General features: G+C 65.1%; 21 protein-coding genes and 1 other RNA gene. 7 read left to right on the forward strand and 15 right to left on the reverse strand.

Features of this window, described 5'->3' with window-relative positions:
- Nucleotides 1-18 precede the first annotated feature (18 nt).
- The 3 genes from ACO2Q5_RS07750 to ACO2Q5_RS07760 all read right to left on the reverse strand — a co-directional run bounded on the left by ACO2Q5_RS07750 (nucleotide 19) and on the right by ACO2Q5_RS07760 (nucleotide 2,164).
- Nucleotides 19-1,128, reverse strand: coding sequence for a sulfate ABC transporter substrate-binding protein (locus ACO2Q5_RS07750; RefSeq protein ID WP_423289892.1), 1,110 nt, complete (start codon nucleotides 1,126-1,128; stop codon nucleotides 19-21).
- 125 nt (nucleotides 1,129-1,253) lie between these two features.
- Nucleotides 1,254-1,520 (reverse strand): hypothetical protein, encoded by a 267-nt coding sequence (locus tag ACO2Q5_RS07755; protein WP_423289612.1) that lies wholly within the window; start codon nucleotides 1,518-1,520, stop codon nucleotides 1,254-1,256.
- A gap of 191 nt (nucleotides 1,521-1,711) precedes the next feature.
- Entirely contained in the window at nucleotides 1,712-2,164 is a 453-nt protein-coding gene (locus ACO2Q5_RS07760) for an RrF2 family transcriptional regulator (protein ID WP_423289614.1), read from the reverse strand.
- 210 nt (nucleotides 2,165-2,374) lie between these two features.
- On the opposite strand from ACO2Q5_RS07760, the gene ACO2Q5_RS07765 reads away from it, so the two are divergent.
- Entirely contained in the window at nucleotides 2,375-2,848 is a 474-nt protein-coding gene (locus ACO2Q5_RS07765; RefSeq protein ID WP_423289616.1) for an Lrp/AsnC family transcriptional regulator, read from the forward strand.
- A 100-nt stretch (nucleotides 2,849-2,948) separates the two neighbouring features.
- Entirely contained in the window at nucleotides 2,949-3,524 is a 576-nt protein-coding gene (locus ACO2Q5_RS07770) for an RBBP9/YdeN family alpha/beta hydrolase (protein ID WP_423289618.1), read from the forward strand.
- 124 nt (nucleotides 3,525-3,648) lie between these two features.
- Here the strand turns inward: ACO2Q5_RS07770 and ACO2Q5_RS07775 are convergent, their stop codons facing one another.
- The 3 genes from ACO2Q5_RS07775 to fnrL form a co-directional block, all read right to left on the reverse strand.
- Nucleotides 3,649-4,269, reverse strand: a complete 621-nt coding sequence (locus ACO2Q5_RS07775; RefSeq protein WP_423289620.1) for a response regulator transcription factor — start codon at nucleotides 4,267-4,269, stop codon at nucleotides 3,649-3,651.
- Nucleotides 4,270-4,354: 85 nt separating this feature from the next.
- Nucleotides 4,355-6,697, reverse strand: a complete 2,343-nt coding sequence (locus ACO2Q5_RS07780) for a sensor histidine kinase (protein ID WP_423289622.1) — start codon at nucleotides 6,695-6,697, stop codon at nucleotides 4,355-4,357.
- Nucleotides 6,698-7,195: 498 nt separating this feature from the next.
- Nucleotides 7,196-7,942 (reverse strand): transcriptional regulator FnrL, encoded by a 747-nt coding sequence (gene fnrL, locus ACO2Q5_RS07785; protein WP_423289894.1) that lies wholly within the window; start codon nucleotides 7,940-7,942, stop codon nucleotides 7,196-7,198.
- Between the two features lie 65 nt (nucleotides 7,943-8,007).
- Here fnrL and hemN point away from each other — a divergent pair, with 65 nt between their 5' ends.
- Complete coding sequence (gene hemN / locus ACO2Q5_RS07790; RefSeq protein WP_423289624.1) at nucleotides 8,008-9,363, forward strand: oxygen-independent coproporphyrinogen III oxidase; 1,356 nt, start codon at nucleotides 8,008-8,010, stop codon at nucleotides 9,361-9,363.
- Here the strand turns inward: hemN and ACO2Q5_RS07795 are convergent.
- The 6 genes from ACO2Q5_RS07795 to ACO2Q5_RS07820 all read right to left on the reverse strand — a co-directional run bounded on the left by ACO2Q5_RS07795 (nucleotide 9,360) and on the right by ACO2Q5_RS07820 (nucleotide 17,195).
- Entirely contained in the window at nucleotides 9,360-10,589 is a 1,230-nt protein-coding gene (locus tag ACO2Q5_RS07795) for a glycosyltransferase family 4 protein (protein ID WP_423289626.1), read from the reverse strand. The genes hemN and ACO2Q5_RS07795 overlap by 4 nt on opposite strands.
- On the reverse strand, nucleotides 10,586-12,277 hold the full coding sequence (locus ACO2Q5_RS07800; RefSeq protein ID WP_423289628.1) for an ABC transporter ATP-binding protein: 1,692 nt from the start codon (nucleotides 12,275-12,277) through the stop codon (nucleotides 10,586-10,588). The genes ACO2Q5_RS07795 and ACO2Q5_RS07800 overlap by 4 nt, the downstream gene beginning before the upstream one ends.
- Nucleotides 12,274-13,383, reverse strand: coding sequence for an ABC transporter permease (locus ACO2Q5_RS07805; protein ID WP_423289630.1), 1,110 nt, complete (start codon nucleotides 13,381-13,383; stop codon nucleotides 12,274-12,276). Before ACO2Q5_RS07805 ends, ACO2Q5_RS07800 begins: the two co-directional genes overlap by 4 nt.
- A 1-nt stretch (nucleotide 13,384) precedes the next feature.
- A complete protein-coding gene (locus ACO2Q5_RS07810) occupies nucleotides 13,385-14,542 on the reverse strand; it encodes a microcin C ABC transporter permease YejB (protein ID WP_423289632.1) in 1,158 nt (385 codons plus the stop codon).
- Between the two features lie 21 nt (nucleotides 14,543-14,563).
- Complete coding sequence (locus ACO2Q5_RS07815; protein WP_423289634.1) at nucleotides 14,564-16,516, reverse strand: extracellular solute-binding protein; 1,953 nt, start codon at nucleotides 16,514-16,516, stop codon at nucleotides 14,564-14,566.
- Nucleotides 16,517-16,667: 151 nt separating this feature from the next.
- A complete protein-coding gene (locus ACO2Q5_RS07820) occupies nucleotides 16,668-17,195 on the reverse strand; it encodes a c-type cytochrome (protein ID WP_423289636.1) in 528 nt (175 codons plus the stop codon).
- Between the two features lie 126 nt (nucleotides 17,196-17,321).
- On the opposite strand from ACO2Q5_RS07820, the gene ACO2Q5_RS07825 reads away from it, so the two are divergent.
- Entirely contained in the window at nucleotides 17,322-18,152 is an 831-nt protein-coding gene (locus tag ACO2Q5_RS07825; RefSeq protein WP_423289638.1) for a prephenate dehydratase, read from the forward strand.
- Between the two features lie 4 nt (nucleotides 18,153-18,156).
- Here the strand turns inward: ACO2Q5_RS07825 and ACO2Q5_RS07830 are convergent, their stop codons facing one another.
- The gene (locus ACO2Q5_RS07830) at nucleotides 18,157-18,627 is read right to left on the reverse strand and encodes an SRPBCC family protein (protein WP_423289640.1); all 471 of its coding nucleotides are present in this window, start codon (nucleotides 18,625-18,627) and stop codon (nucleotides 18,157-18,159) included.
- Between the two features lie 40 nt (nucleotides 18,628-18,667).
- A complete protein-coding gene (gene nudC, locus ACO2Q5_RS07835) occupies nucleotides 18,668-19,612 on the reverse strand; it encodes an NAD(+) diphosphatase (protein ID WP_423289642.1) in 945 nt (314 codons plus the stop codon).
- A 234-nt stretch (nucleotides 19,613-19,846) separates the two neighbouring features.
- On the opposite strand from nudC, the gene ACO2Q5_RS07840 reads away from it, so the two are divergent.
- The 3 genes from ACO2Q5_RS07840 to ffs all read left to right on the forward strand — a co-directional run bounded on the left by ACO2Q5_RS07840 (nucleotide 19,847) and on the right by ffs (nucleotide 22,786).
- Nucleotides 19,847-21,775 (forward strand): metallophosphoesterase, encoded by a 1,929-nt coding sequence (locus ACO2Q5_RS07840; RefSeq protein ID WP_423289644.1) that lies wholly within the window; start codon nucleotides 19,847-19,849, stop codon nucleotides 21,773-21,775.
- A gap of 36 nt (nucleotides 21,776-21,811) precedes the next feature.
- Nucleotides 21,812-22,441 carry an HAD family hydrolase gene (locus tag ACO2Q5_RS07845; RefSeq protein ID WP_423289646.1) on the forward strand — a complete coding sequence of 210 codons (630 nt, stop codon included), beginning with the start codon at nucleotides 21,812-21,814 and terminating at the stop codon, nucleotides 22,439-22,441.
- Between the two features lie 248 nt (nucleotides 22,442-22,689).
- Nucleotides 22,690-22,786: signal recognition particle sRNA small type (ffs, locus tag ACO2Q5_RS07850), an RNA gene on the forward strand.
- Nucleotides 22,787-23,050: 264 nt separating this feature from the next.
- On the opposite strand, the gene ACO2Q5_RS07855 is transcribed toward ffs, so the two are convergent.
- Nucleotides 23,051-23,938: a LysR family transcriptional regulator gene (locus ACO2Q5_RS07855; protein ID WP_423289648.1), complete on the reverse strand. Its 888-nt coding sequence runs from the start codon at nucleotides 23,936-23,938 to the stop codon at nucleotides 23,051-23,053.
- Between the last annotated feature and the right edge of the window lie 77 nt (nucleotides 23,939-24,015).

A 24,015-nucleotide genomic window follows, 5' to 3' on the forward strand; every position in this document is an offset into this window, starting at 1 on the left:
TTACCTCGTTTCAGCCGGTTACTTCGGAACGTAGATCTGGTCGAAGATGCCGCCGTCACCGAAATGTTCGGGCTGCGCCTTCTTCCATCCGCCGAAATCCTCGATCGTCACCAGATCCAGTTCGGGGAAGCGGGCCACATCTTCGGGATTGGCCTTCGAGGCATCCCAGGCGCGGTAGAAGTTCTTGTAGGCGATGGCCTGACCTTCGGGGCTGTAAAGCCAGTTCAGATAGGCCTCGGCCAGCTTGCGCTGCCCGTCCGACTTGATGTTGGCATCGACCAGCGCGACCGGCGGTTCGGCAAGGATCGAGACGGAGGGGACCACGATGTCGAACTGATCGTCGCCCAGTTCGGCCAGCGCCAGATAGGCCTCATTCTCCCAGGCCAAGAGCACGTCACCGATGCCGCGCTGCGCGAAGGTGGTGGTCGAACCGCGGGCACCGGAGTCAAGCACCGGCACATGGGTGAAGAGTTCTCCCACGAATTCCTTGGGGTCCTTGCCGTTCTTTTCAGCCCAGGCCCAGGCCGCCAGATAGTTCCAGCGCGCCCCGCCCGAGGTCTTGGGGTTGGGCGTGATCACCTCCACACCGTCGGCCACCAGATCGCCCCAGTCCTTCAGACCCTTGGGGTTGCCCTCGCGGACAAGGAAGACGATGGTCGAGGTATAGGGCGATGAATTGTGCGGCAGGAGCGACTGCCAGTTTTCCGGCAGCTTGCCCGCTTCGGCGATCTTGTCGATGTCCGAGGCCAGTGCCAGCGTCACGACCTGCGCCTCCAGCCCGTCGATGACCGAGCGCGCCTGCGAACCCGAACCGCCGTGCGAGGTTTCGATCTGCGGCGCTTCGTTGCCCTGCGCCACCCAATATTCGGCGAAGGCTTCGTTGAATTCACGGTAAAGTTCGCGGGTCGGGTCATAGCTGACGTTCAGCAGGCTTTCGGCGCGAACCGGGGTCGCGGCACCAAGGCCCACGGCCAGCGCAAGGGCAGCAGCGCCCGAGACCAGACGGCCCACCGGCCAGCCGGTCAGCCGGGCCAGCCCCGACAGGATGGTCACACGGCCATCAGCGTGGTTGGCCACACGCGGGCCCTGCGCCGAGATGGTGCCGGCAACGGAAATTGTGGTCAGCATGGAAGGCTCCTGCAGGTCCGGCGCGACGGCCGGGGATTTGGGATGCGCCTTGGCGCGAAGGGGAAACAGCGGGCCGATGCCCAGCACAGTCAGCGGAAGATCAGGGATCGTCATGGCATCTCCTCTCACGGTTCGATCGGGTCGATCCGGGCCTCCCAGATGCCACGGTCGCGGCCTTCCAGAAGTTCATCCACGGCGGTGGCCGGATCGCGGGTGAACACGACCAGAGGGCTGCCGTTGATCTTGTGGGTCAGCCCGGTGCGGCGATCGACCAGACGCACGACACAGGTGCCGCCGGTTCCCGGCATCGCCCCCCGCAGCGCGGCGGAGGCGGGCATCACGGCAGGGCGGGCCCCGCGGGACATCGTTCCATAGGTGGATCTGGCGAACATCGGCTCACTCCTTTGTCGCGGCGGTGGGTTCCGCCAATACCTAAATAACGACAGGGATTATCGAGTTTTGCAACGAAAAATTCACGGCAAAAATCGTCGTGATAATAGAATTATTTTCTACGCCACCGCTGCGCAGCAAATGAAAAGGCCGCAGGAGTTTTCCTGCGGCACCAACAGCTTGTCCGGAATTCTTACTGGCCGATCACCTGCTCGGCCACGGCGGAGGAGCGCAGCATATCCTCCAGCGTCAGGGATTCGATGATCAGCAGGTAAGACCAGAACACCTCGGCAAAGACCTTGCGGATGCGGCAGCTGGCCTCGTCTGTGCAATCCTCGCAGCGCTGGTAGGCCCGGCGCGACAGGCAGGGCAAGGGCGCGATGGGGCCGTCGATCAGCCGCAGCAACTCGGAAATCGACACGGATGAGGGCTTCTTGATCAGCGTATATCCGCCCGACCGGCCGCGGGTCGAGGCGATGATCCCGGCATTCCGCACTTCCAGCAGGATATGTTCCATGAACCGCTTCGGCGTGTCCGAACGGCGGGCGATCTCTTCGATCGTCAGGGGCTCCGGCGTCTCGCGCCCGGCCTCGTCGCCAAGGACCAGAAGCGCCTTCAGCGCATATTTCATCTTCTGCGTGATCATGACGACAAGCCTAAGGACCGGGGGCGAACGAATCAACGTCAGGATTTGCGGAATCCCGCCCCTGCACCTCGCAGGTTCTGCGGAAAGGTCAAGAAAACATGGGTTTCGCTTCCATGATCATAATAACGACAAAACCAGTAGACAAAAAGTTCTTTATTCGGCAACCATAAGGAAGACCGCTGTCAGGCGGCCCCGCGGCAGGAGAGAATGATGGATGACCTTGACCTGATCGACCGCAAGATCGTGGCAGAGCTGATGCGCGACGCCACCCTTCCCGTGGCCCAGATCGCGGACAGGGTCGGCCTGTCGCAGACCCCCTGCTGGAAACGGATCCAGAAACTGGAAAGCTCCGGCGTGCTGACCGGGCGGGTCGCGCTGGCCGATCCGGCCCGGCTGGGCTTCGGGCTGACGGTCTTTGTCGGCATCGAGGCGCCCGACCATACCGCCGAATGGCGCGAGGGCTTTGGCCGTGCCGTGGCCGCCATCCCGGAAATCATGGAAACCTGGCGGATGGCGGGCGAGATGGACTATCTGCTGCGGATTGCGGTGGCCGACATGGCCGCCTTCGATACGCTTTACAAACGGCTGACCGATGCCGTGCCGATCAAGAACGTGACTTCGCATTTCGCGATGGAGCGGATGAAGTTCACCACGGCCTATCCGGTAGACACGCGCAACCGCTGACCCCCGCGGGCGAAGGAACTTCTCTTTTCGGTGGTGATTTTGGAATTCAGAATCACGACAAACACGCTAGATTAAATTCAATGAGGAAAGGAGCGACGACATGACCAGAACGCTGATCGTCCCCGGACTGGACGGATCGCCCGCGCCGCACTGGCAGCATTGGTGGGCGGCCACCGATCCGCGCGCCATCATGGTGGATCTGCCCGACCCCTCGCGCCCGATGCCCGCCCTGTGGGAGGTGGAACTCGCCTCCATGGTGCTGCGTCATCCCGACAGCATCCTTGTCGGCCATTCACTTGGCGCCGTGCTGATCACCCGGCTGCTGGCCCGGTGGCCGCAGCTTCGGGTCCGTGCGGCCCTGCTGGTTGCACCGGCAGAAACCTCTGGCCATGACCGGATCGGCCATTTCGGCGAAATCCCCGAACTGCCGCTGGACATTGCCGCCACCGTAGTGGCCAGCCGCAATGACCCGTGGATGAGCTTTGCCCGCGCCAGCGGTCTGGCGAAATCCTGGGGCGCCGATGTCGTGGACCTTGGCCTGTCGGGCCATATCAATGTGGCTTCGGGCTATGGCCCCTGGCCAGAGGCCAAGCGGCTGCGCGATGCGCTGGCCCAGCGGACCACCCTGCATCCCGGCCTTCGGCCGGCGCAACACAGCCAGAGGGCATGGGCATGAAAAGATTGTTCCGCACCAATGCGCCGGGCTGGACGGATTATGCCGGCCTTGCACTGTTCGGGCTGGTCTATCTGGCCACCATCGGCCTGCTGATCGCGGTCTGAGCCCGGCCTGAGGCCCCGCCTCAGATCTGGCCAGAACGCCCCCAGGCCAATATCTCTGCCACCGAGCGCAGACCCAGCTTTTCCATGATCCGCGCGCGGTGATGGTCCACGGTGCGCGGGCTGATGGCCAGCCGGGCCGCGATCTCCTTGCTGGAGGTTTCGGCGGGATGGGCCATGATATGCTGCACCACCTCCAGCTCGCGCGCGGTCAGCCGCTGAAGCCTTGCCTGCTGCTGCTGTAGCGAATGCTGCGCAGCCAGCCTTTCCCGCTGAAGCGCAAATGCCGCCTCGATCCGTTCGACCAGTTCGGAATGGCGGAACGGTTTTTCCAGAAAGTCCAGCGCCCCGCCCTTCATCGCCTGCACGGATTCCGGGACCCCGCCATGACCCGTGATGAAGATGACAGGCAGTTGCGCCCCGATGGCGTTCAGATGCCGCTGCAGCTCCAGCCCGTTCGGGCCGGGCAGACCATAATCCAGCACCAGACAACCGGGCCGGCGGTCTTCCCATGCCGCCAGAAAATCACCCGCAGCCTCGAACGCCTCGACATGATAGCCACGCAGGGACAGCCCCCGGACCAGTGACGCGCGGATCGCTTCATCGTCATCGACCACAAAGACGGTCAGGGCTGCATTCTGCATTCGGCGGCTACACAGACACGATCAAAGGTCACACGGACCAATGTAGGGTTTCGGCAAGCCGCTGCAACCGCATCTTCCCTGCCCGTCACGCTGCATCTTCTGATCCATCTGTTGTCCGCATAGGCCCTGCGGCCTGCGGCACGGTGAAGACAAAGCAGGTGCCGCCGCCCTCTCCCGCCTCATGCCAAAGCGCACCACCATTGGCCTCGACAATGGACCGGCTGATGGTCAGACCCAGCCCCATTCCCCCCGGTTTCGAAGTTTCGAACGGGCTGAACAGCGCCAGGCCGGCGGCGACCCCCGGCCCGGTGTCCTGCACGTCGACCGTCAGCCAGCCCTCTGCCGCCGTTGCGGCCACCGTCACCCGGCGTTCGGCCCCGCCGGAAGCGGCAATGGCCTCGATCGCATTGTGCAGCAGGTTGACCAGAACCTGCGCGATCTGCACCCGGTTGCCCTCGGCTTGCGGCAGATCGCAGGGCAGCCGGGTTTCGACGATGACCTGCGCCTCGGCCGCCTCGGTCCGCACCAGTTGCAGCGCCTGTTCCACCAGTTCCGCCAGATCGAAGGCCGCGCGCACGCCCTCATCCTTGCGGATGAACCCCCGCAGCGCCCGGATGATCTCGCCCGCGCGGAGGGACTGCCGCTCGATCGAATCTAGGATCTCGGCCAGTTCTGCCGGAGCACCGGGCATCTGCGACAGGATCAGAAGCGCGCTGTCCGCATTCTGTGCGATGGCGGTCAGCGGCTGGTTCAGCTCATGCGCAAGACCCGAGGCCAGCTGCCCCATCGTATGCCCGCGGGCCAGATGGGAAATCTCGCGGTTCAGCTGCAGGATCTGCGCTGCACCATCCTTGGCGGCGGTCACATCATCCAGCGTGATCACCCCATGGCGCGGGCTGCCCTGATCGTCACGCACCAGAATGGTGTTCACTGCCACCCAGATCAGTGCGCCGTCGCCCCGGCGACACTGAAATTCACGGGTCGAATCCGGTGCCTCGAAAGCGGTCGCATCCGGCGGCCAGAGGGTGGGCGGTTCCGCCGACAGGACTTCGGCCAGCGGACGGCCGGAGAGGTTGCCCCCCTGCCCCAGTATGGCGCCGAATCTGGCATTCGCGCGCAGGATCTTTCCATCGGGCGTGACCTGCGCCATCCCCCGCGCCGAAAGATCGAAGGTCTGGCCATAATCCTGCTCGGCCGTGCGGCGGGCATGAATTTCACGCACCAGCGTGTCATTGGCCCGCTCAAGCTCGCGGTAGGTTTTGGGCAGGGGGGCATCGGCGTCGATCTCGCCCTGCGCGATCAGGGTCGAACGCACCGCAAAGGCCCGCACGGGCTTGTTCAGCCAATTGGCCAGCTTCAGGCCCAGAATGCCCGTCACCACCGCAACCAGCGCCGCAATCCAGATGTTGGTGGTGCGGTTTTCCTTGATGACGGCGGTAAAATCGTCCTCGGGCGCATAGACCGCAATCGTCCAGGGCAGCCGGTCGTTCAGCATCGGCAGAACGGTGGAAACATAGCGTGCCCCGCGCAGCACGAATTGCGAGGGGCGCTCCTCCTCCACCTGCATCTGGCCATTGCGCAGATAGGGGGTAAAGGCCGCGCGGGCGATCAGATCGTCAAATTCGGCGATATTGACAAAGCGAAGCGATCCGTCGGCCCGGCTGGTCTTGATCAGCTCGGGGTCCGGATGGGCGATCACATCCCCGTTGCTGTTGATGATCAGCGCCTTGCCTGTCTCGCCGATGTTCAGCTGCGCCAGAAACCGCGAGATGGCGCTGATCTCGATATCCACCCCCACCACGCCGCGGATACCGCCGCTTTCGCCCAGCACCGGCGCCGCCAGCGTGATGCCCGGCTGATGCGAGGTGAAGAAGATATAGGGATCGGTCCAGATCGTGGTCAGCCGTTCACGCGCCTCCTGATACCACGGGCGGGTGCGGGGATCGTAGGTGTCCTGAGGGTCGGCCTCTTCGTGAACCGCGTGGAAATTGTTGTCGCGCCAGATCAGCCGCACCTCGTGCCCTGTGTCGGTCCGGCTGATGATCTTGGTGCGGAACGGCGCCGGCCCCTCGGCCATGCGCATCACCATGACGAAGTCACCCGCTTCGCTGCCGAAATAGACTCCCGCGAATTGTGGCGCGATCTGAAGCTGCTGGAACAGCAGCTGTTCCAAGAGCTGCGGATTGTCGCTGGCGATCACCCGGTTCTGCGCCAGACGCGCGGCCAGCTCCGCGGCCCCCTCGGCCGGCCGCAGAAAGCCCTTGCTGTGTTCAATAGTATTGTGGCCCACGTCGCGCAGCAGATCGCGCGCATGGCGGATCAGCGCCTGTTCCGAGGTGACATAGGACGACGAGACCACCGCCAGAACGGCCAGGAACTGCAATCCGGCCAGGCAGATCGCCAGCAGCGCACCAAGCGATTTCCTCATGACATGCGCCCCGCCGCCCGTGCGGCCCTATACCCGGAACTCTGCACCGAAGCCCCGCCGGCCCGGGCCTTCCGGTCTTGTCGGGAAGGATGGCGCCGCCTGTCGCAGAAATCTGCCGTTTTGGCAATCTTTCTGTCCCGTCTCTGCATCTGCATAGGCAATGACGCCAATATACACTGGCATCCCGCAGTGCCACAAAGCGGGCAAGCAGGCCGATGCCGCCCGTCCGTCCTGCGGGCGTCGTGGCTGAAAGTCTGCCGGTTTTGACGAGTGTTGGGCATGTGCCGGTGCCCGCGTCTGCCCGGTGGCAGGGGAATCCCTCAGGCCACCGGCAGGCCGACCCGGAAACGGCCCGCAGGTTGCCCGTGCGTGCGGAATGGCTCTTGCCGGTTGGCAGGTGCGACGACCCCAGATTGTTCGCGCCGCGCGTCCCCATGTTCGATCCGTCCGGCAGGGCCGGAGCGCGCACGGGCAACCGCCCCAGGGCGCAGTCAGGGGTCAGATGGGCAGGCCACCATCGGCATCATCGCCCGCTTCTTCCAGCAACCGGTCGAAATCCGGGACATGGATGGACCTTTTGCCGTCCAGCCGGATCACCCCGTCCCGCTTCAGCGCGCTGATCTGGCGGCTGACGGTTTCCAGAGTCAGGCCCAGATAATCGGCCATCTCCTCGCGCGTAAGCGGCAGTTCCACCGACAATGTGCCCGCCGCCTGCCGCAGCCGCAGCGTCGCGTCACGCCGGGCGATGATCGCGATCAGCGAGGCGATTTTCTCGCGCGCGGTCTTGCGCCCCAGAAGCAGCATCCATTCCCGCGCGGCATCCAGTTCGTCCAGCGTCATTTCCAGCAGGCGCTGCGCGATATGCGGGGTGCGGCCCATCAGATCTTCGAAGGGCTTCTTGCGGAAACAGCACATCACCACATCGGTGGTGGCCGTCACGTCATAGGCGGCAGTGCTGCGGCCCGGACGCCCCACGAAATCGGACGGCAGCAGCAGCCCCACCATCTGGCGGCGCCCGTCCTCCATCGTCTGGGTCAGCGTGGCGATGCCCGACACGACCGAGGCCACGAAATCCATCCGGTCGCCCGACCAGACAATCGTCTGCCCGGCCTGATAGCTCCGGTAGTATTTCATCTGCTCAAGCGCAGTCAGCTCATCGCCGTCACAGCGCGCGCAGAACGCGCGATGACGGATCGGGCAGTCGCCGCAGTCCTGATGCAGCGTCTGAAGATCATGCAGCCCCATCGCCTGCCTCATGCCATTGATCTGCGTCAAGGAGGCCGCTCCCGGACAGGATTAAAGGTAGTCCCATGATGCAGGATACGCAACTCACCCGGCTTGGGCTATTTGACGCAAAGGTGCCGCGATACACTTCGTATCCGACGGCACCGCATTTCTCGGCCACGGTCGGGGAGGCGGATTTCACCCGCTGGATCGGCGCCATCCCCGACGGGGCGGAGATTTCGCTTTACCTGCATGTGCCGTTCTGCAGGCGGCTGTGCTGGTTCTGTGCCTGCCGGACGCAGGGCACCACCTCGGACGATCCGGTGCTGGCCTATGTCCGCACCCTGCATCAGGAAATCGCGCTTCTGGCCCGCCACCTGCCGCGCGGGGTGCGGCTGTCGCGCCTGCACTGGGGCGGCGGCACACCCACGATGCTGCCGGCCGATGCGATCCATGCGCTGGCCCGGGCCATCTTTGATGTGGTCCCTATGGCCGAGGGCGGCGAATTCTCGGTCGAGATCGACCCGAACGAGGTGGACGGCGCGCGGCTGGATGCGCTGGCCGAGGCGGGAATGAACCGTGCCTCCATCGGGGTGCAGGATTTCGACGCGGAGATCCAGAAGGTCATCGGCCGCGACCAGAGCTATGAGCTGACCCGCGAGGTGGCCGAAGCGATCCGTGCCCGCGGCGTGGCCAGCCTGAACATGGATATCCTTTACGGGCTGCCGTTCCAGACCCCGGCCCGTATTGCGGATTCGGTGCAGAAGCTCCTGTCCCTCTCCCCCGACCGGGTTGCGCTTTACGGCTATGCCCATGTCCCGTGGATGAGCAGGCGGCAGCAGATGATCCCCTCGGACGCCATCCCCACCCCGCAGGAACGGCTGCGCCTGTTCGAGACGGCGCGCGATCTGTTCGTGACCGACGGCTATGATGAAATCGGCATCGACCATTTCGCCCTGCCCCCGGACGGGCTGGCGGTGGCGCAGAAGGCGGGGCGGCTGCGGCGGAATTTTCAGGGCTATACCGATGACACCGCGCCCGCGCTGATCGGGCTGGGTGCGTCGTCCATCTCGCGCTTTCCGCAGGGCTATGCGCAGAATGCGCCTGCCACCGCGGCCCATACTGCCGCCATCCGCGAGGGCCGGTTCTCGACCGCAAAGGGCCATGCCTTTCAGGGCGAAGACCTGCTCCGCGCCCGCATCATCGAGGCGGTGATGTGCGATTTCCGCGTGGACCGGGCCGCGCTGCTGCGCGACTTCGGGGCCGATTTCCTGACGGTGGACCGGATGCTGTCCGATGCCGCCCGGCGGTTCGAAGGCATGGTCGAGCTGAAGGGCGGCGTGCTGACCATTCCGCCCGCCGCGCGGCCGCTGACCCGCATGATCGCCCGCACCTTCGACGCCTATGACCAGACCAAGGCGCAGCATTCCGCCGCGATCTAGCCCTGTGGCAACATCCCCTCGACCAGCGCCACCTGCCGCGGCAGGCAGACATTGCGCAGGTCGTAATGCGCCTTCACATGCGCGCGCGCCGCGTGGCGCAGCGCATCATGACGTGCGGGATCGGCCAGTGTCCGGGTCAGGATATCCGACCATCCCGCCACATCGAAGAAATCGACCAGAAGCCCGGTCTCGCCGTGGCGGATCACCTCTTCCACCGGGGCGGTGCGGCTTCCCACCACCAGCGCCCCCGCCGCCATCGCCTCGAACACCGACCAGGACAGCACGAAAGGATAGGTCAGATAGGCATGCACCCGGCTGACCTGCAGGATCTGGCGGAAGACCGGATAGGGCACCTTGCCCATGAAATGCACCCGGCTCAGGTCCAGCCGGTCGCGCACCTCATCCAGAAAGACGTCTTTCCAGGTTCTGCCGCCGGGCGGTTTGGCGCCATAGCTGACCTCGTCCCCGCCGACGATCACCACCTGACACTCCGGCCGCGCCGCCAGCACTTCGGGCAGTGCGCGCATGAAGATGTGGTAACCGCGATAGGGCTCCAGATTGCGGTTCACGAAAGTCAGAACCTCATCCCCCGGACGCAGGACCCGGCCGTCGGGCAGAGTAACACGGGCCGCCGGATCGGGGGCCAGCAGTTCGGTATCCACACCGTCGAAGATGACGTCGATCATCGCCCGCAGCGGCGCCGGATAGGTCGAGGCCTGCCATTGCGTGGGCGACAGCCCGCGGTCCGCATGGGCCAAAGCCTGCCCCAGATGCGCGGCGCGGCCCTGCGCGATCATGGCCGTATCCAGCCCGCGGGCCGAAAACTCCGGATCAAAGCCGACATCGGCGCCGGTGCCACGATAATAGAATTCGGCATAGACCAGCAGCTTTGCCTCGGGCCAGACCTCTTTCAGAAACAGCGTCTCACCCCAGCCGGAATGACCCACGATCACATCGGGGACATATCCCTCGCGGTTGCGCAGCTGCTGGCAGGCGCGGGCGACGATCACGCCGCGGTCTGACATGGTGGTAAAGTTGCGGCCCAGACGGGTGGCGGCGGGGTCTACCTGCGGCGCCTCGTATTTGTAGCGCCAGACCGGAAGCGACAGGCTACGATTGTTCGCCGCATCGGTCAGCGCCCGCACGTCATGGCCGCGCCGCACCAGTTCCGGCGCCAGATGCGGGAACTGCCCCGGAAAATTCTGGTGAACGAACAGGATCTTCATGCGCCGGGTGCCGGCAGGAAGGCCGCCTTCATCAGATCGCGGGTATAATCCGAAGCGGGGAAGGCAAAGACCTGTTCTGTGGTGCCCGCCTCCACCACATCGCCGGCACGCATGACCATCACCTTGTGGGACATGGCCCGCACCACCCGCAGATCGTGACTGATGAACACATAGGCCAGCCCCCATTGCCGCTGCAGACGCCGCAAAAGCTCAACAATCTGAACCTGCACCGTCATGTCCAGCGCGCTGGTGGGTTCGTCCAGCACCACGAGCTTTGGCCGCAGGATCATGGCGCGGGCAATGGCGATCCGCTGCCGCTGCCCGCCCGAGAATTCATGCGGGTAGCGGCTCATCATGGCGGGGTCCAGACCGACCTCTGTCATGATATCGGCGACCATGCCCTTGCGGTCGCGGCCGGGTTCAAGACCGTGCACGCCCAGCCCCTCGGCAATGATCTGCTCTGCCGTCATCCGCGGCGACAGGCTGCCAAACGGATCCTGAAACACGATCTGCATGTGCTGGCGCAGGGCACGCAGGCGGTTGGCGGCGCCGTGGCCAGCGGCCTGTTCCAGCGCGGTCCACAGAGCCGCACCATCCGCGCTGGTGGCCTCCGGGCGGGCATCGGCCCCGTCCCATGGCTTTTGCAGCCGGGTGATGTCGCGCCCCATGAACAGGATGCGCCCCTCGGACCCGATCAGCCGTAGGATGGCCAGCGCCAGCGTGGTCTTGCCCGATCCGCTTTCGCCCACGATGCCCAGCGTTTCCCCCGCACGGACCGTCAGGCTGGCCTCGTTCACCGCCTTCACATGGCCCACGGTGCGGCGCAGCAGGCCGCGCTGGATCGGGAACCAGACCCGCAGGCTTTCGGTGCGCAGGATTTCCGGCGCATCCGGCGGCACCGGATCGGGGCTGCCCTTCGGCTCGGCCGCCAGCAGCTTCTGCGTATAGGGATGCTGCGGGTTTGCAAAAAGGTCTGCGGCGGGCCCCTGCTCGACGATCTCGCCTCCCTGCATGACACAGACACGGTCGGCGATCCGCCGCACGATGTTCAGGTCATGGGTGATGAACAAGAGGGACAGGTTCTCGCGCCGTTTCAGATCAGCCAGAAGGTCCAGGATCTGCGCCTGAATGGTCACGTCCAGCGCGGTCGTCGACTCATCCGCGACCAGCAGTTCCGGCCCGTTGGCCAGCGCCATGGCAATCATGATCCGCTGCCGCTGCCCGCCCGAAAGCTGATGCGGATAGGCGGACAGACGGCTTTCCGCCTCCCGGATACCGACCTTCTGGAGAAGGTCCAGCACCCGCGCCCGTGCGGCGGCCCCGGTCAGGCCCTGATGCAGCTCAAGGCTTTCGGTGATCTGCCGTTCGATCGTATGCAGCGGGTTCAGGCTGGTCATCGGCTCCTGAAAGATGAAGCTGATGTCGTCCCCGCGCAGGCGGCGCAGCTCCCGCTCGGGCAGGGCAGCAATGTCCTGCCCCTGCCACAGCACCTGTCCGCCCACCGTGGCATTGTCGGACAAGAGCCGCACGGTGGACAAAGCCGTCACCGACTTGCCCGATCCGCTTTCGCCGACCAGCGCCACAGTCTCACCCTTGGCGACCGAGAAGGACACGCCCCTCACGGCCTGCACGCTGCAGCCGTCCTGTGCGAAGGAGACGGTCAGGTTGCGGACATCCAGCAGGCTCATCGAAAGGTCTTCCGCGGGTCAAAGGCATCGCGGACACCTTCGAAGATAAAGATCAGCAGCGTCAGCATGATGGCGAAGGTGAAGAAGGACACAAAGGCCAGATGCGGCGCATGCAGATTGTTCTGCGCCTGCCGCGTCAGCTGCCCCAGCGACGGCAGCGAGGACGGCAGGCCGAAGCCCAGATAATCCAGCGCTGCAAGGCCCGAGATGGCGCCGGTGATGACGAAGGGCAGCATGGTCAGCGTGGCCACCATGGCATTGGGCAGCATATGGCGGAACATGATCTGCACGTCGCTGACACCCAAAGCCTTGGCCGCGCGGACATATTCAAAGTTGCGCGCCCGCAGGAATTCGGCCCGGACCACCCCCACCAGCGCGGTCCAGCCGAAGAGTACGGTCAGGAAGACAAGGAACCAGAAGCCCCTTGCCCAGACCGCCGCCAGAATGATGATGACATAAAGCGACGGCACCGATTGCCAGATTTCGATGAACCGCTGGAACAGAAGGTCGGTCTTGCCGCCCATATAGCCCTGCACCGCCCCTGCCGCGATGCCGATGACCGTGGTCAGCGCGGTGACGATCAGCGCGAAGGTGACGGACAGCCGGAAACCATAGATCACCCGCGCCAGCACATCGCGCGATGCCTCGTCGGTGCCCAGCCAGTTTTGCGCGCTGATCGGCGCGGGCGCCGGGGTCGGCGTCTCGACGATGGTGTTGTAGCTGTAGGGCACGACGGGCCAGAGGATCCAGCCGGTCTGGACCGGCTCTCCTTTGGCGGTGCCTTTCTCCTGCGCTTCGGCCATGATGCCCGCGGGATCGTCCCAGCAATCCAGCGATCCGCCTGCGACGATCAGGCATTCCACCTCGGGCGTGCGATAGTTCGCCTCGGTCCCGAGATCGCCGCCGAAGGTGCGTTCCGAGTAGAATTTCAGGAAGGGCGTGTAGTAGCTGTCCTGATATTTCACCAGAAGCGGCCGGTCGTTCGCCAGCACCTCGGCAAACAGCGTAAGGCCGTAAAGGATGCAGAACAGCACCAGCGACCAGGAGGCGCGCTTGTTGGCCCGGAAGTTGCGCCAGCGGCGCTGGTTCAGCGAGGAGAGCGCCATCTCAGGTCTCCCGCCGCGAGAAGTCGATCCGCGGATCGACCAGCACATACATCAGGTCTGACAGGATGCCGACCACCAGCCCGATCAGGCCGAAGGCGTAAAGCGTACCGAAGATCACTGCATAATCCCGCTCCACCGCGGCCTTGAACCCAAGCTGCCCCAGCCCGTCCAGCGAAAAGATCATCTCGATGATCAGCGAGGACCCGAAGAACACGCTCAGGAACAGGCCCGGGAAGCCGGCGATCACGATCAGCATCGCATTGCGGAAGACATGGCCGTACAGGACCTGCCGTTCAGACAAGCCCTTGGCGCGGGCGGTCATGACATATTGCTTGCGGATTTCGTCCAGAAAGCTGTTCTTCGTCAGCAGCGTCAGGGTGGCAAAGGCGGAAATCAGCTGCGCCGTCACCGGCAGGGTGATGTGCCAGAGGTAATCCGTGATCTTGCCCCAAAGGCTGAGGCTGTCCCAATTGGGCGAGGTCAGGCCGCGCAACGGGAATATCTGCCAATAGCTGCCGCCCGCGAACAGCACCATCAGAAGGATGGCGAACAGGAACCCCGGGATCGCATAGGCCGCGATGATGATGCCGCTGGACCAGGTGTCGAACCGGCTGCCATCGCGCACCGCCTTGCGGATGCCCAAGGGGATGGAGATGATATAGGCGATCAGCGTGGACCAGAGGCCCAGCGTGATGGAGACCGGCATCTTCTCAAGGATCAGGTCCACGACCGAGATGCGGCGGAAGTAGCTTTCGCCGAAGTCGAAGGTGGCATAGTTCCACATCATGATGCCAAAGCGTTCCCAGAACGGGATCATCTCCTTGCGGCATTCCGCGGATTTCAGGTCCGGCGTGCCGGTATACCCCGGATCGCAGGCGATGCGGGCAAAGCCGAATTCCACCTCCAGCTGGGCGCGGCGTTCGGGCGGCAGACCGCGCGCGCCGACATAGCCCGAGTCGGAGCCGCTGCCCTGGCCCTGATTGCTGTCGCCGCCGCTGCCGCCCAGCTGGGCAATGGCATCGCCATCCCCCTCCAGCCGCGCCTCGATCTGTTCCAGCGGGCCACCGGGCACCACATTGGTCAGCGCAAAGTTGATCAGCATCATCCCGAACAATGTCGGGATGACCAGAAGAAGCCGTCGGAGGATATAAGCGCCCAAGATGCCGCCCGTGGTTTCAGATTACTTGAGCGCGCCCTTGGCCTTCAGCGCGGCGGCCTTGTCGGCATTGAACCACCAGAGCGTGGTCTGCCCAAGCGCATAGGGCGGCAGGGGGTCGGGGTGTTCATACATGTCGTAATAGGCCACCCAGTTGTCCGGGTTGAACCATTGCGGGATGCGGAACTTCTGCGCACGCAGGACACGGTCCATGGCCTTGGTGGCCACCGTCAGCTCGTCCTTGGTCTTCGTTGCCATGACAATGTCGATCATCCGGTCCACCGCCGGGCTTTTCAGCCCCGCCGCATTGAACACGGAAATATCGGCCGTGGCAGAGCCGTAGAACTGTTTCAGCTCGGCCCCGGAATAATAGTCGGTCTGGGTGAACGACCCGATCATGTCGAAATCATAGGCCGGGTTACGAACCCGCACTTCGTATTGCGCGCTGTCGATGACGTTCAGGCTGGCGTCGATGCCAAGCGCGCGAAGGTTTTCGACGAAGGGCACGATCACCCGCTCGAACGTCGGGTTGTCTTCAAGGATTTCCAGCTTCAGCGTCTGGCCGGCGGCATTGCGGCGCATGCCGTCGTCGCCCGCGATCCAGCCCGCCTCATCCAGCAGGGCCGAAGCCGCGCGCAATGCGCGCCGGTCCAGCTGCCGGTCGGTCGAGGACAGCGGCGCCGTCACCGGCGGATCGGTCAGGATCGCGACATCCAGCAACCCCTCATCCACCAGAGGCTGGAGGATCGCCACCTCTTCGGGCGAGGGCGGGCCTTCGGCAGCCAGCCACGAATTTTCCCAGAAGGAATTCGCCCGCTTGTAAAGGCCGAAGAACAGAGTCTGGTTCGACCATTCGAAATTGAACATCATGCCGATGGCTTCGCGCACCCGCGGGTCCTGCCAGCTTTCACGCCGCAGGTTGAAGACGAAGCTCTGCCCGGTGGCCTTTGCGCCGGAAGGCAGCGCCTCCTTCCGGATGATCTTGTCCCGGACCGCGGGGATATTGTAGCCCTCGGCCCATTGCTTGGACGAATTCTCCACCCGGAAGGTATAGACGCCTGCCTTGAACCCTTCGAAAGCGGCGTTCGGCTCGGCGAAATATTCATACCGGATGGTATCGAAATTGTTCATCCCGATGCCGAAAGGCAGGTTCTGCGCCCAGTAATCGGGGTTGCGCTTGTAGGTGACGGTCCGGCCCACGTCGATGACATCAGGCACATAGGCGCCCGACCCCAGAAGCGGCACCAGCGAGGATTCCTCAAGGTCAAGCTTCTTGGCCTCGTAATGCGCCTTGGAAAACACCGGCAGCCCGCCCACGGTAGCAGGCAGGTCACGGGTCGGGACACCGGGCTTGAAGGTGTATTTGATCTGGTTCGGCCCGATGATCTCGGCCCCTTGCACCTGTTCGGCCAGAACGGTGCGGAAGTCGGACAGACCCTTGTTCAGGAAGGTTTCATAAGAGAACAGCACATCCTCGACCGTCAGCGGCGTGCCGTCGGAGAATTTCACGTCGTCACGCAGCGTGAAGATCACCCAGGACCGGTCCTCGGGATATTCCATCGTGGTGCACATGAAGCAGTAAGACGCGCCGATTTCGTCCGCCGTGCCGGTCAGGATCGATTCCAGCTGGGTTGAAGAGCCGACCGCCGCACGGCCCTTGACCGAATAGGGGTTCATCGAATCGAACCCCCCGAAGGTGCCGAAGCTGATCTCGCCCCCCTTGGGGGCGTCGGGGTTCACATAGGGCAGATGCGCGAAATCAGCAGGCAGAACCAGATCGCCGAAGATCGAGATGCCGTGCGAAACGATTGTTCCCTGCGCGGTCCCCGCCGTGGTTTCGGTGGCGGCCTCCTGCGCGCGGGACGGCAGGGCAAGGCTCAGGGCGGCGGCCATCCCGATCACGGTGCCGGCCAGCCAGGGACGCCAGTCCTGTCCCGCTGCTGCCGTCCTGACCTGTGCCCGTGCCGATGCCCGCATCCCGTCCTCCGTGTCCGTTCCCGTGGCGATGGTGAACCCTATTGCGGCGCGTGTCGAAGGGAAAGGCGCGATTGCGTGACCGAAGCCCGCACGGAATGTGAAAAGGGCCGCGCCTTTCGGCACGGCCCCGGTATGCGCAATGCAATCCGGCTTACTTCTGGGTTTCCAGATAAGCGATCAGGTTCACCCGGTCCTCGGCCTTGGGCAGGCCCGCGAAGGACATCTTGGTGTTGGCGGCATAGGCCTTGGGCGAAGTCAGGAAATGGTTCAGCTCTTCCGGCGACCACGGCTTGCCCGCATGTTCCGCCATCGAGGTCGAATAGGCAAAGCCCGCGACCGAGGCGATCCCGCGGCCGACGATGCCGTTCAGATGCGGGCCGGTGGCATCATTGCCGTCCAGCTTGTGGCAGGCCTTGCACTTGCCAAAGACCTTTTCGCCCGCCGCTGCATCGGCCGAAGCCATCAGCGTGGCGAAGTCCACTTCCGGCGCGGCCTCTTCGGTGCCGCCTGCCGCTGCGCCGGTGTCGATCGTATAGGCCTGCGCATGTTCCTCGCCCGCGCCATGGCCGGCGGTCGAGGTGGTGTAAAGAGCCGACGCCGCCCAGTTGCCCAGCAGGAACACCAGAAGCGCCCCGCAAACTGCACCCACCGCCTTGGTCATCGTCATCGTGTCGAACATGTCGCGCGCTTCCCTTGGTCGCCTTTCCGCCGGTATCTACCCGCTTCACCCCGCCCCGCGCAAGGTGTAGGAGCGCGACCAATCGCCCCGCGGGGGCCTTAAACGCAAGTTTGACCGGAGGAAGTCATGGCCGGAACCATCGCATTTCAGGGAGAGCTGGGCGCCTATTCCCATCAGGCCTGCGCGCAGGCCCGTCCGGACTTTACCCCGGTGCCCTGCCAGACCTTCGAGGATGTGGTCGAAATGACCCGCTCGGGCGAGGTGGACCTGGGCATGCTGGCGGTGGAAAACTCCACCTACGGCCGGGTGGCGGACGTGCATTCCCTGCTGCCCCGTGCCGGTCTGCATATCGTCGACGAGGCCTTCGTGCGGGTCCATGTCAACCTTCTGGGCATCCGCGGCACCCGGGTCGAGGATGTGCGCGAGGCGCATGGCCATGTGGTCATCCTGCCGCAATGTGCCTCATACCTGAAGGCGCATGGCATCCGCGGCGTGGTCAGCAGCGACAATGCCCGCGCCGCGCGCGAGGCGGCCGAGGCGAACGACCCTTCCCGCGCCGCATTGGCCAGCGAGATGGCCGCCACGATCTACGGGCTGGACGTGCTGGCCGCGCATATCGAGGACAACCAGAACAACACCACCCGCTTTCTGGTGATGAGCCGCACACCCGACCACGCGCGCCGGGCGGAGAAGATGATCACCACCTTCACCTTCCGCGTCCGCAACATTCCGGCCGCCCTCTACAAGGCGCTTGGCGGCTTTGCGACCAACGGGGTGAACATGACCAAGCTGGAAAGCTACATGGTCGGCGGCAGCTTCACCGCGACCGAGTTCTATTCGGACATTGAAGGCCACCCAGACGACGCACCCGTGGCCCGCGCGCTGGAAGAACTGCGCTTCTTCACGACCGAACTGAACCTGCTGGGCGTCTATCCGGCCGACCGGACGGTGCGCTGAACGCTCAGCGCTGCGCGCTGCGCCAGCGCTCCTCGATCAGGGCGGCCAGCTTTGCGGCGGCGCCGTCCAGCTTGCGCGTGACACGGCCCTTGGCCAGTTTCATCGACTGGATGAAAATGCGCGCGCCCAGCGTCTTGGGGCGGACCTCGGTCGCCACGGTCATCCGGGTGCGCCGCGGGGCCAGCGCCATCAGCTCGATCCTCGCGCCACCCTCGGCAACCGGGCTGTCCACGGCGTAATCCATCATCTGGCCGGGCGCCAGATCGGCCAGCCGCACCAGCAGCTTCCTCGGCTTGCCCTTCCAGGCAAACCGCAGACGCCAGCTCATCCCCGGGCCGGGTTTCGTCAGACGGTCCGTGCGTTCCACCTCGGCGCCGCGGCGCATGGCCATCCGTTCGAACTGTTCGAAATCCGTCAGCTGGCCGTAGACAAAATCCAGCGGCGCCTCGATATCCTGTTTCGTGGTCAGCTTCATCTGTTCTTCTTACCCTGCCCCTGCAACCGGAAGTGTCGCTTCAATCCAGCCGGTCGGCAAGCCAGTTTGAGAGCAGGAACTGCGCGATTGCGCCGCGGCGCGGCGGACGGATGCGCGGATGCTCGCCCGCGAAGATCGTCACCACCTCTTCGCGCGGAACCCAGAGCGCATCTTCCAGTTCGGCCGGGTCCAGCGTGATCGCCTCGCTTGTGGCTTCGGCCGCACAACCCAGCATCAACGAGGCCGGGAAAGGCCACGGCTGGCTGGCCAGATAGCGCACCGGGCCGCAGCGGACGCCGGTTTCCTCGAACACCTCACGGCGCACCGCGGCCTCCATCGTCTCGCCCGGTTCGATGAATCCGGCCAGAAGCGAATACATCCCCTCGGGCCAGCCGGGGCTGCGTCCCAGCAACACCCTGTTGCCGGAAGTCACCAGCATGATGACCACCGGGTCGGTCCGGGGGAAATGCTGGCGCTGGCAGGACGGGCAATCCCGCCGCCATCCGCCACCTGCGGGCTGGCTGCGTGCACCGCAGGCAGGGCAGAAAGCGTGGCTGCGGTGCCATTCCAGAAGGGCACGCGCGGTGGCGGCGATCTCGGCCTCATCCGCGGATAGGGCTGCCATCTGCTGGCGCAATTCGATGAAACTCAGCCCCGGCCCGGCCAGCGGATGCGGCTGCGTTCCCGCCAGAAACGGCGATTCGTCGGGGATGCCCTCTTCTGGCTGCCAATGTGAGATATCCGCGGCAAAGACCGCCTTTTCCGCAAGATAGCCCAGAAACACCGGCTCGGCCCGGCCTGTCAGAATGGGGTTGTCTGCGGCCACCCAGCCCAGACCTTCATCCCCCGCCAGCACACGCCCGCGCCACAAAGGCAGAACCCGCCCCGTCTCCAGCAGCCGGCCCAATTCCGCGGCATCCGCCCGCAGCCCGTGCGCCCGGTCCCGTCCCGTTCCGCCAAAGGTCACCGTCTCTGCAATCTTCATATCCATCATCCCCCTGCGCCCGCCCTGCATCGCATGTCCGCCAGCGCAAAGGAAGCACCCTGTCACCCGCGACAGGAATGCCACAAGTGACGCAACGTAAACCTATGCGCCCCGCCGCGTGGCTTGCGGCAGATCAAGGTGCATGACAACCTGAAGATGTTATAGCGAGTTATGTTTCATCTGCCGTCTTAGCGTGTGCAGCCCGTCCGATGCGGGCTCAGGAAGTTGAATGTAATGCCGCTTCAGTCCGGTGGGTCGGGCCGCCATTTCGGAAACCCCGATGCCCTGCCGCCATCGGACGGCAGCGCTCCTCCGGGCACGGACACCACTCTCGGTCTGCAGAATGTGACGCTTCTGCTGCGTGTGCTGGCCACCACCGACCTTCATGCCCATCTGCTGTCCTACGATTATTGCACGAACCGGCCGCAGTTCGGTCTGGGCCTCGCCCAGACCGCCAGCCTGATCGCCGAGGCGCGGGCCGGGGTGCCCGGCAGCCTGCTTCTGGACAACGGGGACTTCCTGCAGGGTTCGGTTCTGGCCGATCTGGCGGCACAGACCGGCCGCCGCCGCCCACATCCGGCGGTGGCTGCGTTCAATACGCTTGGCTATGACGCTGTGGCTCTTGGCAATCACGAATTCAATTATGGCCTGCCGGTCCTGACCCGCGCGCTGCGCGATGCCCGCTTTGCGATCCTGTCCGCCAATATCGCGCGGACCTTGGGGCCGGACCCGCTGGCCGACGACCTGCTCTTCTCCCCCTGCACCATCATCGAACGGCAGCTGCCGGACCCGGACGGCACGCTGCATCCGGTGCGCATCGGCATTTTGGGCCTGACCCCGCCGCAGATTCTGGTCTGGGACCGTCACCATCTGGCCGGTCGGGTCGTTGCGCGCCCGATGGCCGAGGCCGCCTCTGCTTGGGTGCCCGAATTGCGCCGCCGCGGGGCCGAGGTTGTGATCTGCCTGGCCCATACGGGCCTGACGCCGGATTGCGGCGGCGCCGAAGAGGGCGCCACGGGTGAATCCGCGGAAGAGATCGCCCGGATCCCCGGCATTGATGCAGTGGTGGCCGGACACAGCCACCTTGTCCACCCCCCTGCGCCGCTGCGCCTGCCGGGGGGCACCGGCACCGCGCCGATCGTCCAGCCCGGCCATTCCGGCTCCCATCTGGGGCAGATCGACCTCATGCTGCGCCATGACGGCACCGGCTGGCAGGTTGAGGAGAGCCGGACCGAGGCGCGCAGTGCCTCGGAACTGGTGGCGGGCCTGTCGCCCCGCGCGCTGCGGCAGGCCGCGGGTCCGCTGCGGACCGCGCTGAGCGCCGATCATCGCGCCGCGCAAGAGCGGATGCGGCGGCGTCTGGGCAGCACGGCCGGACCGCTGCACAGCTATTTCGCCGGCGCCGCCGACAATCAGGCGACCCGGCTGATCGGGGCAGCGTTGCGGGCCCACACCCGGCTGCGGCTTGCCGGCCGGTCCGAGGCGGCGCTGCCGGTCGTTGCCACCGTCACGCCCTTCCGGATGGGCGGCCGCAGCGGTCCGCTGAACTATACCGACATCGCCCCGGGGCCGCTGTCACTGCGCCATGTCTTTGATCTTTACCCCTTTCCCAATCTTCTGGTGGCACAGCTGGTGCGCGGCGCGGATCTGGTGGAAATCCTGCGCAAGTCCAGTACGATCTGGACACGGCTGACGCCCGGCCTGCCGGACCAGCCGCTGATCGACCCCACGACACCGCTGTCGCGCTATGAAATCCTCAACGGGATGGATTATGCCATCGACCTGACCCGTCCCGCAGAAGACCGCAGCGCCGGGCGGATCGGGGATGTCCGCATCGGCGGCCGTCCGCTTTCGCCTGAAACGCCGGTGGTGCTTGTCACCAACAGCTATCAAACCGGCGCCGCACCGATCCCCGGCGCCCGGACCATTCTCGACGAACGCACCCTCTGCACCGACGCTCTGGCCCGGTATATCACCGCCACCGGCAACTGCGGCCCCTATGACGGCGGAGGCTGGCGGTTCGTGCCGGTCCCCGGCACATCGGTGCTTTATGACAGCGGGGCGGGTGCGCCGGACAATCTGGCAGAGGTCGCACATCTGGCGCCCGAGCTTCTGGGCGTGACGGCGGAGGGCTTTCACCGCTTTCGTCTGCATCTCGGATAGGCTAACCCCGGGGCAGACATCTGCCGGGAACCGCCCATGTTCGACGCCCTTTTCTTCGACCTCGACGGCACGCTGATCGACACCGAGACGCTGGCCCTTGCCACCGGGATCGCGGCCTTCGCCGCCCATGGGCTGACCGTTGAGGAAAGCTTCATGCATGGCCTGATCGGCAAGGATGAGCCCACCAGCAGTGCGCTGATCCGCGCGGCCTTTCCCGGTCTCGACCTTGGCGGCGTCCGCGCCGACTGGGGCAGCCGGTTCGAGACCGGGGTCGAGGCCGGGCTGCCGCTGAAACCCGGCGTGACAGAGCTGCTGCGCGCGACGGAGGGCCTGCCCCGTGCCATCGTCACCTCGACCGGGCGACCGGGCGCGCATCGCAAGCTGCGCATCGCCGGGCTGGAAGGGTTGTTCGACCATGTCATCACGCTGCACGATGTGACGGCGCCGAAACCAGATCCTGCGCCCTATCTGCTGGCGGCCGAAAAGGTGGGCCTACCCGCCGCGCGCTGTCTGGTGTTCGAAGACAGCGAAACCGGGGCCGAAGCCGCGCACCGGGCGGGCTGCACCGTGGTGCAGGTCCCCGATGTGATTGCCGCCACCGGTCGCTGGGCCCATCATGTCGCACCCGACCTGATCGCAGGTGCCCGGATGGCCGGTCTTTTCTGACCCCGGCATCAGGGCGCCGCGGACGGGCGTGCCGGCTTTCGTCCTGCGCGGGGCCCGGTGTCGGATACCACTCGGGGCGCCGGAAGCCGGGCCAACCGGCCCCTCCCTCGACGTGCTGACCCAGCCTGACAGACGGAATGCCGCAGGCAAGCGCCGGACGCGGCCGAGCTGCGCGCGCATCGCGGACCCCCAACGGGTCCTCCGCAAATCCCTTGCGCCCCGCCCCGCCCCGCCCTATATCCACCCGCGAGAGGTTGGCGCGGGCGAACGCCTTGCCAACCCGGTCAGGTCCGGAAGGAAGCAGCCGTAACGAGATCCGTTTGGGTCGTTGTCCAGCCTCTCACCCAATCATCCCATAAGCTTTTGATGTGAAAGAAACCCCCTGAACTCAAGGGCTTCGTGCCGTTTTTGGTACCAGAACGGGGTCGAAGATGGCCGGAAAGACCAGATATCTGAAGGTGAAGGACGGTCGCTTCCATGCCCGCATCGCGGTGCCGGTCGGGCTGAGGTCAGCCATGGGGCATCCGAGCTGGTGATCCGGGCAGTCAGTTCAAGGACCGCCTTCCCGTCCCCCCGGAGTTTCCCTACGCAAGTGGCGTCTGGCAGATCTTACCCTTGGTTCAGCGCCTCGGAAAGCCCACCCCAAAGTGCCGTCGCGACCGGGCCGGGTGCCTGATCCTTGCGGCGAATCGCGAAGATTTCGGACCGGCGCGGCGGGAACCCCTCGACGGCAAGCGCCACAAGGCCACCGCAGGCAATATCATCGTGGATGAGGTGTTCCGGCATCCCGCCCCAGCCCTGACCGGCCAGAATGACCTGCCGTTTGGCGTGGAAATCCGACACCGTCCATTTCCGGCCGCCGGGCAGAAGATCCCGGCTCTGGCTGTCCTCGGGCCCGTTGGTACCGGCAACAACGATCTGCGGGATCGTCTGCATCCGCGACACGGACAACAGCTCGGGCCCGAGTTCCGCGGCCATCTCGCGGCAGGCCACCGGGCGGATGGTGACCTCGGTCAGGCGGCGCGTCTCCACCTCATCAACCGGCACGCCATCAAGGGTTGCGATGGCCAGATCGGCGCGCCCCTGCAGCAGGCGGGCGATCGGGCCGCCCATCATCTCGGTCGAGAGGCGCAGGTGGGTCGCCGGAAAATCCCGTCCGATCGCCGCCAGCACCGGCAGCAGATGGTCCAGCGGCAGGGTCGCGGTAACGGCAAGGCGCAGTTCCGGCTCCTCTCGCGCGCGGAGCCGCGCGGCGGTGGCACCAAGGTCGCGCATCTGGGCGAGCACCCGGCTGGCCTCACGGTAGAAGACCCGGCCCTCGGCAGTCAGGCGCGGACGGTAACTGTCGCGGAAAAACAGCGTCAGTTCCAGCGCATCCTCCAGCTGCCGGATCGTGTGGCTGACCGCGCTTTGCGACTTGTTCAACCGCTCTGCCGCGCCGCGAAAGGTGCCGGTGGTGACGATGGCCTCAAGGGCGAGGAGCTGGTCGTGCTTCATAATGATCGGAAATTCAGATCGTCTGGATGAGAACTTGATATTATCATCAGATCGGGATCCGGGCTAGCGAAAGGACA

This window comes from Neotabrizicola sp. VNH66, from assembly GCF_049445895.1.
GTDB lineage: Bacteria > Pseudomonadota > Alphaproteobacteria > Rhodobacterales > Rhodobacteraceae > Pseudogemmobacter.